The following is a 15,684-nucleotide window of genomic DNA, read 5'->3' on the forward strand; positions in this document are numbered from 1 at the left end:
CGTCCGCTGGCGTTTTTTATGCCCCGCGTTCAGGTATTTGTACAGATTGTTTCAAAGCTCCAAACGCTTGCGTAATGAGTCGACATACTCACGCCACTCGTCCAGTACCTGTTGCTGAATCGCTGTAGCACTAAGCGACCATTGCGCCATTGCCTCATTAAACCCCTGCAAGGTATTGGGCGCTCCCCATTGCGCGTCTGACAAACGTTGCTGACAGAATAATTTCCAGCGCTCGTGCTCCTCATGACTCAAGGTCTCGGGAAAGTTACGGGCACGATAACGAAATAATAATTCCGGCAAACGTTCATCATCGAACGGCCATTGCTCTTGCGCTAATTGCATCGGCTCCGCATTTCGGACTTGTTCGCATAAACGCCGGTCCCGATCACCAATGAAGCCGTCGTATAACTGTTGTTCGGGGTCCTCGCTCGGCGTGAAATCCTCGCGGGCATAAATGGCCAGAACTTTATCTCGCCATACTTCCTGTGCGTCACTTAGACGCAGTGCGCGTGCCTCATACTGCGCCATGTCCAGTTGCAATCGTTGCCGGTCTTCGGCGCGCAACACTGACAACGGAGCCACCACCGGGCAACGGTTGATGTGAATCAGTTTGAGCGGCACCGGTAATTCGCCTTCGGCCAGATCTTCGCGGCGAGTGTACAAACGCTGACGCAAGGTCTCGGCGTCCTGGTCGAGTAGCCCCTGCGGGTCGAGATGCAGGTCACAGACAATCAGTGCGTTGCGATTGCGCGGGTGCCAGGCCAACGGCAAGACCACCCCGACATAGCTGCGAGCTGCCGAGAAACGCCCGGAGATATGCACCATCGGTTGCAACAGACGGATCTGATCCATGACCTTCTGCTTGCTGCGCAGCTTGAACAGCCAGTCGTAGAGTTTTGGCTGCTTGTCGCGAATCAACCGCGCCAGGGCAATCGTCGCGCGCACATCGGACAACGCATCGTGAGCCTGGCCATGGTCGATGCCATTGGCGGCGGTCAGGCGTTCGAGTTTCAACGTGACGCGCCCTTCCTCTTCAGGCCAGACAATTCCGTCCGGGCGCAACGCGTACGCCGCGCGCACCACATCGATCAGATCCCAGCGACTGTTACCGCCCTGCCACTCCCGCGCATACGGATCAAAGAAATTCCGGTACAGGCTGTAACGGGTCATTTCATCATCGAAGCGCAAGGTGTTGTAACCGGCACCACAGGTTCCGGGGGCCGCGAGCTGCGCATGAACCCGGGTCATGAAGTCGGCCTCACTCAGGCCTTGCTCGGCCAGGCGGCCGGGGGTGATGCCGGTAATCACGCATGCCGCCGGGTGAGGCAGGATGTCGTCGCTCGGCTGGCAGTAGAGATTGACCGGCTCGTCGATCTCGTTGAGCTCGAGGTCGGTGCGAATCCCGGCCACTTGCAGCGGACGGTCGCAGCGCGGTGAGATGCCTGTGGTTTCGTAGTCGTACCAGAAGATGGAGGTCACGGGGCGTTCCTGAACTTGAGACGGGCGAAGTCTAGGCGCTCAAGCGCGGCGCCGACCAGCAATCTTGCTATTCAAGCATTTCTGGTTGATACCTTGTCATACATAGTTATGTCGTTAGCACAACGAAGGCTGCTAGCATCGAATCGTTATTGAATCCCAACCATCAGGTTGATCATGCGCAAGACTTCAGCACCGCCAAGGAAAGCAACGCTGCCCCCGCCACTGGACACGCGGCATCAGGTTGAAACGCCGGAAGGCATCGACCTGCCGCTGCGACCGGCCGGGTTGATGCCCCGTGTACTGGCGTTTGCCATTGACCTGGGGGTGCGCGGGCTGGTGCTGGGCTTGCTGTTTGTTGTCCTGGCCTTGCTGGGGAGCGTCGGCATCGGGCTCGGCTCGGTGCTGCTGTTTCTGGTCAGTTGGTGGTACATGGTGCTGTTCGAGGTCCTCAACCAGGGCCGCTCGCCGGGTAAACAGCTGATGGGGTTGCGCGTCGTGCATGACGATGGAACGCCCATTGGCTGGCCGGCCTCGCTGATCCGCAACCTGCTGCGGTTCGTCGACATGCTGCCGTTCGGCTACAGCCTCGGTGCCATCAGCTGCCTGCAGCATCCGACGTTCAAACGGCTGGGCGATATTGCGGCCGGCACACTGGTGATCTACCGCGAACAGGCGGTCACCCGACCACAGATTCCGCAGGCGCCGGCACTGCACCCGCCCTTTGCGCTAACTCTCAATGAGCAACGCGCGGTGCTGGGTTTCGCCGAGCGTCAGGCGGAACTCTCCAGCGAGCGGGTCAATGAGCTGGCAAGCATCCTCGCCGAGCCGCTCCACGTTTCACCCTCCCACGCGGTTGCCGAACTCAATGGCATCGCGCGCGGTTTGCTGGGGCCAGCATGAAGCAGAGCCTTTTCGAAAATCGCCATCGGACCGAATGGGATCAATTTGCCCAACGGCTCGATTCGCTTGAACGCGGCAAAGCCGATGTCGAGGATTGCACCGCGTTCCCCAAGGATTACCGACGGTTGTGTCAGCACCTCGCGCTGGCACAGGAGCGCGGCTACAGCAGCTACCTGATCGACCCTTTGCAACAGCTGGTATTGCGCGGGCACCAACAGCTTTACCGCCATCGTGGCCGGGTCGGCGCCCATCTGCTGGCCTTTGTCCTCGCCGGCTTTCCTCGACTGGTCCGTGAGCAATGGCCTTTCGTGCTGGCCTCGAGCCTGCTGTTTTTCGGCTCGCTGGTGGGCATCGGTTTGCTGGTGTACCTGCACCCCGAGATGATCTACAGCCTGGTCCCGGCCCAACAGGTTGCCGAGATACAAGGCATGTACGACCCGGCAGCCGGTCACCTGGGGCGCCTGGGCGAACGCGCAGCCAGCGATGATTGGGTCATGTTCGGCTACTACATCATGCACAACATCGGCATCGCCTTTCAGACCTATGCCAGCGGTTTGCTGTTTGGCCTGGGCAGCGTGTTTTTCCTGTTCTTCAACGGTTTGATGATCGGTGCGGTTGCCGGTCACCTGACGCACATCGGCTATGGGGAAAACTTCTGGTCGTTCGTCGTCGGCCATGGTGCCTTCGAACTCAGCGCCATCGCCCTGGCCGGTGCGGCAGGCCTGCAACTGGGTTGGGCGCTGATCGCCCCCGGCCGCTTGCCACGCGGTGAAGCCCTGCGCCTGGCGGCTCATAAAAGCGTCTTGATGATCTGCGGTGTCATGCTGTTTCTACTGCTTGCTGCGTTCATCGAGGCCTATTGGTCATCCCGCAGCGGGCTTGCACCGCTGGTCAAATACCTGGTGGGCGCAGCCCTCTGGTTAGTGATGGCGACTTACCTGATGGTTGCCGGACGTACACGCCATGCGCCTGAGTGACGCCAGCGTGGTCATTCGCCCTCGTACCACTTGGGAAGCCATGGACCTCGGCGTTCTGCTGAGCCAGCAACATCGCCGCCTGCTGATGGCCAGTTGGGCGATTGTCACGCTGCCGGTGTTTGCCCTGCTGAGCCTGTTGCTGTGGGACTCGCCCTCAATGGCCGTGCTGCTGTTCTGGTGGTTGAAACCGGCGTTCGAACGATTGCCGCTGTACATCCTCTCCAGCGCCCTGTTCGGCGAAACCCCGACCTTGAAGCAAGCGCTACGCCAATGGCCGCGACTGCTCAAACCGCAGCTGCTGGCCAGCCTGGCCTGGCGGCGTTTTGGCCTGAGTCGCAGTTTCATCATGCCGGTCGTGCAGCTTGAAGCGCTCAGCGGTCTGGCACGCCAGCAGCGCCTGGACGTGCTGCAACAGCGCGATCGCGGCGCAGCACGCTGGCTGACGCTGATTGGCACGCACCTGGAGGCCGCCCTGTGGATCGGTCTGATGGTGCTGTTCTATCTATTGCTGCCCGCACAAATCGAACTGAACTGGAACTGGCAAACGCTGATCGCCACCCCTGAGCAAGACTGGCTCTGGCTGGACCACCTGATCAATGCGCTCTACGCGCTGATCCTGATCCTGTGGGAACCGATCTATGTCGCCTGCGGTTTCAGCCTGTACCTGAACCGTCGCACCCGACTCGAAGCCTGGGATATCGAACTGGTGTTCCGCCGTCTGCGCCAGCGCCTGAGCAGCGTCGCTGCCTGCCTGCTGATGCTCGGGCTACTGTGGTTGCCCGCCACGCAGCCACTCTGGGCCGCCGAACCCGCCAACGCCCCCGGCAGCCCGCGCCTGCTCCAACAGCCGTTGACCAGCCAGGCCGCGAGCAACAGCATCAAGGCCATACTCGATACGCCACCGTTCAAGAACCCGCAGACCGTTACCCACTATCGTTTTGGTAAAGACACGCCCGATCAACCTGCCAACATGCAAACACCGGGTTGGCTCAAAGCGTTTTTCGCACTGTTCGACAGCCAGCGCTTCGCCGGCCTGGCGCAGGTCATCGAGGTGCTGCTGTGGGCGAGTGTCATCGGTGCCATTGCGCTGCTGATCTGGCGTTACCGCGATGGATTGCGGACCTTGGTCAGCCGCCGTCCAAAACTGCGCCAACCGCCCGCACACCCGGCGCCAGTGCAACTGTTCGGCCTTGATCTTGGCCGCGAAACCCTGCCGGACGATATCGCCGCCAGCGTCGAAAGCCTCTGGTCGACCCAGCCCCGCGAAGCCCTCGGGCTGCTCTACCGGGCCTTGCTCAGCCGTTTGCTGCACGACTTCAACCTCCCGCTGAAAACCGCCGACACCGAGGGCCAGGTGCTGGAACGGGTCCAGCAGTTGCAAGCGCCGGCTCTGCAAACCTTCAGCAGCACGTTGACGGTGCACTGGCAGAACATGGCCTATGGGCATCGCTTGCCACCGGCGCATCTGCAACAGGAACTCTGTGATGGCTGGCGGGCGTTGTTCGGCCCGGGAGCTTCGCGTTGAATCGGCGCCTGATCCCCGGCCTGCTGATTGCCGGGCTGCTCGCTGCATTGGCGGTTTATCTGTACCAGCAGGCCACGCCCTATCAGGAAGTCATCGACCACGGCCCTTCCCCCGAAGCCCGGGCCAACCCGTACCTGGCGGCCGAACACTTTTTGCGTCAACAAGGGCTGACCGTGACTCACGCCAACAGCCTCGACATCCTGCCGTATCTGGAACCGCATCAGCAGAGCCTGTTACTGCTCGGTGATCGCGCCAACTTGACCCCGCGCCAGGCCGATCAGCTGCTGAACTGGACCCGGGCCGGTGGACGTTTGCTGTTTGTGGCCGAAGCCTTGTGGGATGAAAAAACCGGCAAGAGCGGCGACCTGCTGCTCGACCGGGTGCAACTGCATCAAGCCATGAGCAAGGACCTCAAGGATCCACCGCCTGATGCCGAGCCTGATCCTTACCCGAACCTGACCAAACTCTATCTCGAAGACGAAGACGCTCCGGCCTACGCCGGCTTCGATCCGCAGTTCCACCTCGAAGACCCGAAAAACCTCGCGCAGTCGTGGGCCAACAGCGCGTTGGCCACTCACATGATGCAACTCGGTTATGGCTTGGGTTCGATCACGGTGGTCACTGACGCCGAACTGTGGAAGAACCCGAACATCGGCCAATACGACAATGCCTGGCTGCTCTGGTACCTGTATTCGGACACCGGCGTGACCCTGCTCTTCAATATCGATCACGACAACCTGCTGACCTTGCTGCTGCGTTATTTCCCGCAGGCATTGGTGGCGCTCATCGCGTTGATCGGCCTGTGGATCTGGCATGCCGGGTTACGTCAGGGCCCTGTGCAGGCACCGGCCCCCAAAGCCCGCCGACAACTTCAGGAACACTTGCGGGCCAGCGCAGACTTCATGCTGCGGCGCAACGGTCAGCGCAGCCTGCTGCTGGCGCTGCAACACGATGTGCTGCGCCGCGCCCGACACCGTCACCCAGGCTTCGAACAACTCGGCGTTGCCGAACAATGGCAGGTGCTCGCGCGCCTGACCGGCCAACCGACCCGCGCCATCAGCCAGGCACTTGGCCCGCGGCTCGAACAGCGGTTGTCCCGCGCTGAGTTCAGCCGTCTGGTCGCCCACCTGCAAACCCTCAGGAATGCCTTATGAATGACTCCATCGAACCTGCCGGCCAGACCCATGCCGCCCAACAGCGCCAGCGCGCCAGCCAACTGGCGCAAGCCGTGCGCCTTGAATTGCAAAAGGCCGTCATCGGCCAGGACGTAGTCATTGACGATGTGCTCAGTGCGCTGATTGCTGGCGGACACGTGTTGCTCGAAGGCGTTCCGGGGTTGGGCAAGACCTTGCTGGTACGCGCCCTCGCCCGCTGTTTCGGTGGCGAGTATGCGCGTATTCAGTTCACCCCGGACCTGATGCCCAGCGACGTCACCGGGCATGCGGTGTACGACCTGCAAACCGAGCAGTTCAAACTGCGCAAAGGACCGCTGTTCACCAACCTGCTGCTGGCCGACGAAATCAACCGCGCACCGGCGAAAACCCAGGCCGCGCTGCTCGAAGCCATGCAGGAACGCCAAGTCACCCTTGAAGGCCGCGCCCTGCCCATCGCGCAACCGTTCATGGTGCTGGCGACGCAAAACCCCATCGAACAGGAAGGCACTTATCCGCTGCCCGAAGCGGAGCTCGACCGTTTCATGCTCAAGGTGCGCATGGACTACCCCGATGCTGCTCAGGAGCTGGACATGGTCCGTCAGGTCAGCCGCTCGACCCGCGCCGACATGCTCGATGTGCAACCGTTACGCACCGTCCTGCAAGCCAAGGATGTACTGGCCTTGCAGCGAATCGCCAGCGACCTGCCGCTGGATGAACAGGTCCTGGACTACGCCGTGCGCCTGGCGCGCACCACCCGCAACTGGCCCGGCCTGACCCTCGGCGCCGGTCCACGGGCGACGATTGCCCTGGTGCGGGTCGCACGGGCACGGGCGCTGCTGCGCGGTGGCGAGTTCGTGATTCCGGATGACATCAAAGGCTGCGCGCTGGCCGTGTTGCGCCATCGCGTGCGCATCGCCCCGGAGCTGGACATCGAAGGGCTGGAGGTCGATCAGGTGCTCAGGCAACTGCTCGATCAGGTTCCGGCGCCAAGGATATGAAGGTTTCCCCCCCAATGAGATCCGTAGGGGAAAGGCGCGTGCAAAGTCGTACCTTCGGGAGTCGGCTGAATCGATGAAACCCACCCGCCTTTTGCTGATCTGGCTCGCAGCCCTGCTGGGCCTGAGCATCGTGCTCGGCACTTTCAGGGCGCTGGGTCTCAGCGTTGCACCGAGCCTGTTGTCGATCAACTGGGGCTTGCTGCTGGCGCTTCTATTGCTGGCGTTGCTCGATGCCGTCCGGCTCATGCGTCTGCCGTCGCCCCGCGTGCAACGTCAGATGCCCGGCAGCCTCGCGCTCGGACGCTGGAGTGAAGTCCATGTGGAGATTGCGCACGACTATTCGCAACCACTGAACGTGCAACTGTTCGACCACGTCCCCGACGGCCTGAGTTTCGAACACCTGCCGCAATCGGTCGAGCTGCAACCTGGCCAGCACAGCCTGATCAGCTATCGCCTGCGTCCTCTGCGGCGCGGCCATTTCAGCTTCGAGCGCTGCGAAATCAACCTGCCCAGCCCCTTCGGCTTATGGTCCGCCCGACGCTACCTGAACGTCACCGACAGCACCCGCGTCTACCCGGATTTCGCCCGCCTGTACGGCGCGCAGTTGTTGGCCGTCGACAACTGGCTGAGCCAGCTCGGCGTGCGCCAGCGGCAACGGCGCGGGCTGGGTCTGGAGTTTCATCAACTGCGCGAATTTCGCGAAGGCGACAGCCTGCGCCAGATCGACTGGAAAGCCACCGCCCGCCAACGCACACCGATTGCCCGGGAGTATCAGGACGAGCGCGACCAGCAAATCATCTTCCTGCTCGATTGCGGCCGTCACATGCGCAGCCAGGACGGAGAACTGGCGCATTTCGACCATGCGCTCAACGCCTGCCTGCTGCTCAGCTACGTGGCGTTACGTCAGGGTGACGCCGTCGGCCTGAGTACTTTCGCCAACGAACACCCGCGCCACCTCGCCCCGGTCAAAGGCACCGGCCAGCTCAACGTGTTGCTCAACACTGTTTATGACCTCGACAGCAGCCAACGCCCGGCCGACTACCAGGCCGCCGCCAGCCAATTGCTGGCCCGGCAGAAACGTCGGGCGCTGGTGGTGCTGATCACCAACCTGCGTGATGAAGACGATGAAGAACTACTGAGCGCCGTCAAACGCCTGGGCAAACAGCATCGCGTACTGGTCGCCAGTTTGCGCGAAGAGGTACTCGACACGGTGCGCCAAACACCGGTGCAAACCCTGGACGAAGCGCTCGCCTATTGCGGCACGGTGGACTACTTGAACGCCAGAGCCGAACTCCATGAGCGGTTGAGTGCTCATGGAGTGCCAGTGCTGGACGTGCGGCCCAGTGAACTGGGCGCGGAGTTGGTGACGCGGTATTTGAGCTGGAAAAAAGCCGGAGTGCTTTAGTGCTTTAGTGCTTGTCGGGCTCGATGATAACGTCTGGGTCAGACTCACGGGTTTGCGCGGCCACTTGACATCTCACGCCGCCCACGAAGGTTGAGTCCCTGGAGGTGATCACAACTGCAAACTCCTCTCCCACCGGAACCTGAATGTTCACTGTCCAGTTAAAACGGTCGTCCACTTTTTGGAACTCACCCGCCGGAGGCGTAAATGTAACCTCCGGCCGAGCGCTAAAAATTGCAAACTCTTTGCCCTTATGCTTGTCAGTCGGGGCTATCCCTATTGCAATGTCCAAATTCTGCTGCATTTTCACAAGCAGGTGGGGGAGCAAGACAGGTTTGTGATTCACCCAGATAAGCTCATACGATGAAAAAACCCAGACTTTTTTCGATAGCGTCAACTCATTCCCCGCTCCCACATTCACCGTAGCACTCACCACAGCAAAATGACTGTCGGGCACCTGTGTCGGGGTGAACGTCTTCGTTGCCCACCCCTCGGCATTGGTTAACGATTTGGTGTCCGGCAACCCGGTAAATTTCCAGAGCACCTCGGTCCCCTGTGGCGCACCTTGTACATGAGCATCTGCGGTCAAGTCCGAGTCAAGAGCTGCCACCGATCTGGATACCTTCATTTCGGTTATCTCGTGAGGGGTCACGACGGTGTAAACCAACGACTTGCTGACATCAAAACCTACCGTCGCCGTCAGCGAATGCGCCCCCAACTCCGGCGGTGTGAAGGTTATCCGCGATGTTCCATCCGCCTCGGTTGCGGTTGGCGGCAAGGTCAATCGCGCAAACGCCCACCGGACTCCTATCCCCCCAACAGGCTGTCCATCGGCACGGGAAACCACTGTCACCACAGCATCGGTTTCTTGCCCCAGTTGAATACTCGGTTTAGAACTGGTCAACGACTCGATGACCGGAACCAGCCCGCCATACACCAACAGTGCCGTGTCCCAGCCACCCACACCGCCTCTGACCGTAGCCGTCAGCACTCCGTTACCTCCTGCAGTCAGCGCGAAGGTCAACGTTGCAATGCCATCCTTGTCGGTGATTGAGGACGTCAACACTCGCCCCGAGAAGTCCCACATGACCTCGACGCCTTCCAGCGGCTTTCCGGTATGGCTGGAAACAATCGTTGCCTGCGCATGAGCCTCTGACTCCTCAGCCACACCTTTTTCAACAGTATTGACCTCAATGAGTTCAAGGATCTCGCGTGGCTCGTTCAGCGTAAAGGCCAGGGATACGGAGTCCGAGTGAACCTCATCCCCGACCGTTGCCGTCAGCTCACCGGCTCCTGCGGTGAACGGTTTGAAGCTGATCCTTGCCACGCCATAGAAGTCGGTCAGCGTTTTAACCACACCCAGATCGGGACTGCGCCAGGTCACGGTCCAACCGGCCATTGCTTTACCGCTTATGGCAGACACCACCGTGACCTGTTCATGAAGCACCTGTTCCCAGTCGAGCGTTTGATGAACGCGGTTGTTCCCGATGATTTTCAGCACCTGCGAACCAGTCCCCAACGACATGGGATTGGCCGGTGACAGGTTCTGCAACCTCGACGCCGCCAGGCGCAGCGCAAAGCTCCCGTCCTTCAGATCATCACATTTGAGCGTGTAGCTTAATTTCCCCTCACTAAACCGCTGCGGCACACCGAGGGCCGACGAGAACTTCAGGCCAAGTGCAGCAGGGCCGGTCCCGGTCAACCCAAGCGTCAGCTCTTGGTCACGCAGCGCGCTGTCCGCGTCCACCTGCAGGTCGATACGGTGCTCGCCTTTGCGGCGCGGGAAATACGTTTTGGTACCCCAAGGCTGGTCGGGTTGCCGATCAAACCGAACGACAAGCCCCTTCCACGGATCGCTTGGCAGCACGTTGACCGTCATGGTGCGCTTGTCCTCATAACCGTCATAAGGGCTAGCGACGAGTACCTCGACGTTATGCGGTTGCGCGGCCGTCGGCAGCAAGCCATAGCCGGACAACCCATGTTCATCGGTTTCCACCTTGCTCGAAGCACCCGCCGTCCACGTCACAGGCACCTGCGCTACCGGCTGCCGGGTGAAACTGGAGATCACCTGCACCCACTGCCAGGCACGATCCTGCCCGACGACCGGGTCCACGGCCGCTTCGTGCAGCGCCTCGATCCTGACTTTGTTATGCCCCAGTTGCATCTCATTGACCGTGGAGGTCAGCTTGAGCTGAGGCAGCTCCAGCGCCAGTGCAAACTGACCGTTGTTCTGACTGACGGTGAAGTCCAACGCCCAGGGCGCGCCCCCGGCGCTGATCACCTGAGGCAGGTGCAACGCAGGGGTAACGCTTGCGCCCAGTTCGTCGGCCGGCGTGCCCGACCACGTCAGCATTACATCCAGCCCGATCAGCGGGCTCAGGGCATTAACCAGAAAGTTGAAATGATGAAGAGCGCCCAGGCACGGGAAGAGTGTCTGGTTACCCTGCGTTGCCGATACCTGATCGAACAGCACGCTCGCTTCATCGGCCAGATCGCTGGACAGTAAACGCCCGGACAGCACCCGTGCTTCAGGTAACGCATCGCTCTTCAGAGAAAACTCGAACAAACTGCTGCGGCTGGAACCAAACACAGAGCTCAACCGCCATTCCCAACCACCTTCCGGCGTGGCGGTCGGCGGCCCGATGGTTAGCCCCAGGTCTGGGCTCTCGGTAGACCGAGTCAAGGTCATGGGTTTGCCGGCCACCGGGCTACCTGGCATCGGTGTCACGCGAAAGGTAGGCGACTCGCCCCGCAGGCAGACGATGCCAACTCTGGCCAAATCCACTGACGCGCCATCCAGATGAAACTCCGCTTTCCCGTTCCAGGAACTGCTCGCCACTGGCGTCACATCAAACTGACGCTCAATCGGCGACATGTCCGCGTGTGCCCGGACCTTCGCGGTGACGGCGTAAGGATCTGCATTTTCCGGCTCATCTGAAACACTGGCCCAACCACCTGCCCCCGTGATAGTGGACACCGTGCCATTGGGCCCCTCCCACTCAACCAGAGCCTTGACCACCGGATCACCGGGGCCGCTGGCGAGGACGTGCAACACCTGCACCATCAGCAGCGCACGCCCCCCCTCGTCCACCACCGGGGACGTGTTGAACGTTCGCACCGCTCCGATCTCGACCACGTTGCGCGCCAGCGACATTGGTTTTTTACGCGAAGGGAGCAACAGCTTCGAGCAGCCCAGCAGCAGCTCGAACTTGCCGTCGAGGTCGTCACCGCAGGTCAGCATCCAGAGCAGTTCGGTGACGGTGACCAGCACCCGTTCGTTGAGCTCGGGACTCACCGTCACCCCCAACTCGGCAGGAGACGAGTCGCCTTCCCAGGACAACCACAGCTGGGTACCCAGCAACGGACTGTCGGCAGGCAGTTTCAGCGTCACCGGGTATTGGCTGCCGCGATTGGGGTAACCGATCTTCTCGTCCCAAGGGGTAGGCTTGCCGTCAACAACGGCCATGACGTCTTTCCAGGGATCGGTCGCCAGCACCAGAACGTCAAACGATTGAGTGAACACACCGCTGGGGTAGTACAGACTCGCCACCGATGCCGTGATGATGAACTTACCAGCAGCAGTCGGTGTGTGGTTGAAGTAAACCCACCCTTCTTCATCGGTGAGGAGGGCTACCCCCTGCCGTTCACCATTGACACTCCAGGTCACTTCCCGCCCGGCCAACGCTTGCGCGGTGTAATACGACACCACTTTAACGCCCAGCCGAACACTCTGTTCGTACTCGAAAACCGGATAATAGGCCGCCTCCAGCACCTCACCGAACTCCAGCCGGTGATGCCCAAGCGAAGCCTGGATCGGGTAAGCATCGGCGGTGTACTGGTTCAGCAGGTTGAACGAAAACTCATGAGGCCCGTCGCCTTCGACCTCCGGGCAATCAACCCCCCACGGCAAATCGAGTGGATGGTCGATGCCAAGCGCCGGCGTCGTCACCACGGCGCCCTGCGGATTATCCTCACTGGTCAAGGAGGCATGAGTATTCAGCCAGGCATTCTCCGCAGCAGGCTCAACACCAAGACTGTGAGCACAATCCCCGGTCGCCCCCAGACACAGGTACAACGGACGATCTGGCGACTGCGGCGTGCCGTCAAACGTCAACTGCTGCAACGCCAAGGGCCCCAGATGCAGGTGGATGTAGATCCGGGTGATGTAGATGATCTTCCCAAAGTCATCATCTCGTGGGCTGAACACGCTGACACGAACCTTGTCGTGTCTCTTGAGCGGCAGCGTCAGCTCGACCTCGTACTTGACAGGCTCGAAGGCCATCGGTTGCCCATCAGCACGAGGCGTCTTGTTCACCTGGCCATGGCCTGGAGGAAGCGGGATCACCTGCGCAGGTTCCGGGTTCCCTTCAATGCCGATTTCCACCCTGCCAGCTTTGTCATGCCACGATTCGCAGAGAAAGCCGATGAAGTAACGAGCATCAGCACGAAGGTCCTTTGGCGCCTCGATAATCTGACTGACCGACGCCTCATTCCCGACCGTCAGACAATAAATCTCTTCGCCCTGATAGCTGACTCTTACCCGATTGACCCACCCGGGAGTGGGCTGGACACTTTCCCAAGAAGAATACCCTTCGCGAAAATCACCATTGAGCACCAGGCTCGCATTGGCCTGGATGACTGGTTCACTCATGACGGCTTACTCCTGTCCCTGTTCTGTTTAGCCGGTGCGTATCAGCGTTCGATCCGCACGCTATGGATCGACACGCTTGACCAGCTCCTCGACTTTTCGGGTGAATGTCGGGTCGCCCACCTTGGCGGTGTAACGAATGCGCACGATGATGTCGGTCAGCGAGGCCAGCATGGATTTCTGCGGCTCCTTGAGTGGCCACGGGAAGTGCAGCGTCCAGTGCGATACCGCCCCCGTGCATTCGAAGGGGTTGAGCAAGCCTTCATCGGGTTTCACCGTGGCCATACCGGTGTCCCCCACGCCTACCGACAAAGTGATTTGCTGGCCGCTGCGCAGGTTGAACCGCACATCCGCCGGGGCCACCGCGTTTGCGGGTTTATGCAGGTATTCCACCGAACGGGTCGAGGCCTTGGTGGCGGTGATGCTGCTGACCTGCAACAACGTGGCTTTTATATTTTCGTAAGGTCCTGTCAACGCAGGGATATCGACTTCTACCGTGCTGATCTGCCGACAGTAATGACCGGGATGGTCGCGATCGAAGAGCAGTTGCGTGAACCTGAACTCCAGGCTGCCGGTCTTTTGCAGCGCATCCAGTGCCGACGCCCAATCAACGAAGCCCACTTGCGGCCCCACGGTGTCATTGAACAATTGCCGCAGGGAAATCGTCTTGACCAACTCCTGACGTCGCTCATGGCGATGCAGGTATTCGCGCTCCATGCGCAGCAAGTGAACCTTCAGGTGTTCGCCCGCCGTAAGGCCGTGGCGCTCGTCCAGCCAGACCTGTGGCAGGGGAATCTGCGAGTCGTAATCACCGGTCTCAAAGCTCAGCGACGCCTGCGCGCTCATGCACAGACTGACGACCGCGTCATAGGCCTGATAATGCAAGGCCTTGAGTTGACCCAGCAGCCAGCCGAACAACTCGGCATTGGTCGCGCGTTTTTTGATGAAGGTGTAGAGCGTCAGTGCCTGGGCATTGGCCTGCAGGGTTTGCCGCAGGTTGGCCCTGGCGGCTTCGACGGCATGATTTTGCGCAGTGATTTGCTCGGTAAGTGCGCGCTCTTCAGCTCGCGCCTGTTGACCTTGCAGTTGCCATTCGCCGCGACGACGGCGGTAGGTTTCAGTGGTGGCCATTTTCTCGGCATCCAATGCCACACCGGAAGCCATGAGTTTAGAGACGACGCCGACGACTTTTGCCAAATCACCGACGCTTTCCACACCGAATCCGATTGGAACAGTTGCCTTGACAGCAGCTCCGACACCCTCGCTTATCGCACCTGCCAGCGTGTAGGTTTTCGACAGATAGAGCATATCCATCACCTTATATTCCGCATCACTCACATTGCTCACAACCTTGGCCTCATACGCAACAGCCCGCTCAGTCGCCACCGCCTTGCTCTGCTCCAACGCGGTCACACTCGCGTCCATTTGCTTGATGATTTGCTCCTGCAAGGTCTGGGCGTACGCCCCCAGGTCCACCAGATGACTGCGCTGCAACTCTTCCATTTCAGCCCGATCACGCTGTTCGAGCAGGCGCAGTATCTGGACACCGTAATCCTGCAGCGTCTGCACGGCACGCAACGCGGCTTCGAACATGACCCGCCAACGGAACGCCACGACCTGCACCTGCCCGCCCATCGGCCGTGGCGAACCAGCGCCGCCAGCCGCCAGATCCTGCAGCAACCGTTTGGGGTCCGTCGGCGGGCTGAAGAGCGGAATATCCAGTGTTTTGCCATCGATCGTGAGGTTGTTGCGCAGGTTACTCAGGCGCATGCCGGGCACCTCGAACAGTTCGAGCAATTGCTCGTTGATCGGTAATTCAAAACCTTCGATACCGAGCATCCCGAGTGCAGGTGCCTGCTTAGCCCCGGCCGGCACATCCGCGAGGGTGAACGCGAGGTTTTCTTCGAACTGTTCCAGCGCAGGCCGAACGTCGGTATKGGTCATCAATTGTTCGACGGTTTTCGACTGCCAGCGGTTGACGGTCCTTGCCGTAGGGGCCTTCCCCATCAAGGACTCGGCCTGCACGTAGTACAACCTGGCCGCCACCAGGCTGTCACGGGTGAGTTGGCGGTAATACCAGTCACCCCAGGCGATCAGGTTATTGACATACTCGGTGAACGCCACCCTCTGAAAATGCCGAGGGGCCGAATAACCGATCGCATCCGGGTCGGTCGGGGCCTCGGCTTCACAACCCAGGTTGCCGGGCCCCGTCAAGGGCCGGCAGCGCCAATAAAGGGGCTTGGGTGGCGTGGTTTCGGAATCTGCCGGGGCCTGCGGGGCGAACAGGTAATGCAGCCATTGTTGCGCCTCCGCAAAGCGGTTTTCAGCGCTCAACCGTGACGCCACCAGATGCGGCAGATGGAAAAACAGCTCCCAGAAGAACAGCCCGTTGGCGCCATCGAACGGGCCGTTCGGCTCGTCAATGGAACCTGCGGCCGGGTCCGGTTCTTTCAGATGCTGGGTTTCCCAATCCAGCACGGCATCGACCGAAATATTGGCGCGCTGCACCAGTTCGGGACCCATCAACGAGTTCAGACGCACCTGTTTGAGGTACGGTTCAGGCAGGTTGAGGGTGAGGGTGAGGGTGAGGGTGAGGAATTG

9 protein-coding genes are annotated in these 15,684 nt (G+C 60.5%); 6 read left to right on the top strand and 3 right to left on the bottom strand.

The annotated features are described in order from the left end of the window. Positions 1 to 51: 51 nt before the first annotated feature. Positions 52 to 1,479 (bottom strand): exodeoxyribonuclease I, encoded by a 1,428-nt coding sequence (sbcB, locus tag AC1DIH_RS14025; RefSeq protein ID WP_477772115.1) that lies wholly within the window; start codon positions 1,477 to 1,479, stop codon positions 52 to 54. A gap of 174 nt (positions 1,480 to 1,653) precedes the next feature. On the opposite strand from sbcB, the gene AC1DIH_RS14030 reads away from it, so the two are divergent. The 6 genes from AC1DIH_RS14030 to AC1DIH_RS14055 all read left to right on the top strand — a co-directional run bounded on the left by AC1DIH_RS14030 (position 1,654) and on the right by AC1DIH_RS14055 (position 8,438). Further along, a complete protein-coding gene (locus AC1DIH_RS14030; protein WP_477772116.1) occupies positions 1,654 to 2,379 on the top strand; it encodes an RDD family protein in 726 nt (241 codons plus the stop codon). After that, positions 2,376 to 3,356 carry a stage II sporulation protein M gene (locus AC1DIH_RS14035; protein WP_477772117.1) on the top strand — a complete coding sequence of 327 codons (981 nt, stop codon included), beginning with the start codon at positions 2,376 to 2,378 and terminating at the stop codon, positions 3,354 to 3,356. The genes AC1DIH_RS14030 and AC1DIH_RS14035 overlap by 4 nt, the downstream gene beginning before the upstream one ends. Further along, positions 3,343 to 4,881, top strand: a complete 1,539-nt coding sequence (locus AC1DIH_RS14040) for a DUF4129 domain-containing protein (RefSeq protein WP_477772118.1) — start codon at positions 3,343 to 3,345, stop codon at positions 4,879 to 4,881. Before AC1DIH_RS14035 ends, AC1DIH_RS14040 begins: the two co-directional genes overlap by 14 nt. Further along, positions 4,878 to 6,035 (top strand): DUF4350 domain-containing protein, encoded by a 1,158-nt coding sequence (locus tag AC1DIH_RS14045; protein ID WP_477772119.1) that lies wholly within the window; start codon positions 4,878 to 4,880, stop codon positions 6,033 to 6,035. The genes AC1DIH_RS14040 and AC1DIH_RS14045 overlap by 4 nt, the downstream gene beginning before the upstream one ends. Further along, on the top strand, positions 6,032 to 7,033 hold the full coding sequence (locus tag AC1DIH_RS14050; protein ID WP_477772120.1) for an AAA family ATPase: 1,002 nt from the start codon (positions 6,032 to 6,034) through the stop codon (positions 7,031 to 7,033). The genes AC1DIH_RS14045 and AC1DIH_RS14050 overlap by 4 nt, the downstream gene beginning before the upstream one ends. Positions 7,034 to 7,106: 73 nt before the next feature. Continuing rightward, entirely contained in the window at positions 7,107 to 8,438 is a 1,332-nt protein-coding gene (locus AC1DIH_RS14055; RefSeq protein WP_477772121.1) for a DUF58 domain-containing protein, read from the top strand. A 4-nt stretch (positions 8,439 to 8,442) separates the two neighbouring features. On the opposite strand, the gene AC1DIH_RS14060 is transcribed toward AC1DIH_RS14055, so the two are convergent. Together AC1DIH_RS14060 and AC1DIH_RS14065 are read right to left on the bottom strand one after the other, a co-directional pair. Then, positions 8,443 to 13,086 carry an Ig-like domain-containing protein gene (locus tag AC1DIH_RS14060; protein ID WP_477772122.1) on the bottom strand — a complete coding sequence of 1,548 codons (4,644 nt, stop codon included), beginning with the start codon at positions 13,084 to 13,086 and terminating at the stop codon, positions 8,443 to 8,445. A 60-nt stretch (positions 13,087 to 13,146) separates the two neighbouring features. Continuing rightward, positions 13,147 to 15,606 carry a Tc toxin subunit A-related protein gene (locus AC1DIH_RS14065; protein ID WP_477772123.1) on the bottom strand — a complete coding sequence of 820 codons (2,460 nt, stop codon included), beginning with the start codon at positions 15,604 to 15,606 and terminating at the stop codon, positions 13,147 to 13,149. Between the last annotated feature and the right edge of the window lie 78 nt (positions 15,607 to 15,684).

This window comes from Pseudomonas sp. 05N36 (assembly GCF_056397385.1).

Bases quoted from the DNA above. Each gene is read 5' to 3' on its own strand.
- AC1DIH_RS14030 (WP_477772116.1), top strand. From the start codon at position 1,654: ATGCGCAAGACTTCAGCACCGCCAAGGAAAGCAACGCTGCCCCCGCCA.
- AC1DIH_RS14035 (WP_477772117.1), top strand. From the start codon at position 2,376: ATGAAGCAGAGCCTTTTCGAAAATCGCCATCGGACCGAATGGGATCAA.
- AC1DIH_RS14040 (WP_477772118.1), top strand. From the start codon at position 3,343: ATGCGCCTGAGTGACGCCAGCGTGGTCATTCGCCCTCGTACCACTTGG.
- AC1DIH_RS14050 (WP_477772120.1), top strand. From the start codon at position 6,032: ATGAATGACTCCATCGAACCTGCCGGCCAGACCCATGCCGCCCAACAG.
- AC1DIH_RS14055 (WP_477772121.1), top strand. From the start codon at position 7,107: ATGAAACCCACCCGCCTTTTGCTGATCTGGCTCGCAGCCCTGCTGGGC.
- AC1DIH_RS14060 (WP_477772122.1), bottom strand. From the start codon at position 13,086: ATGAGTGAACCAGTCATCCAGGCCAATGCGAGCCTGGTGCTCAATGGT.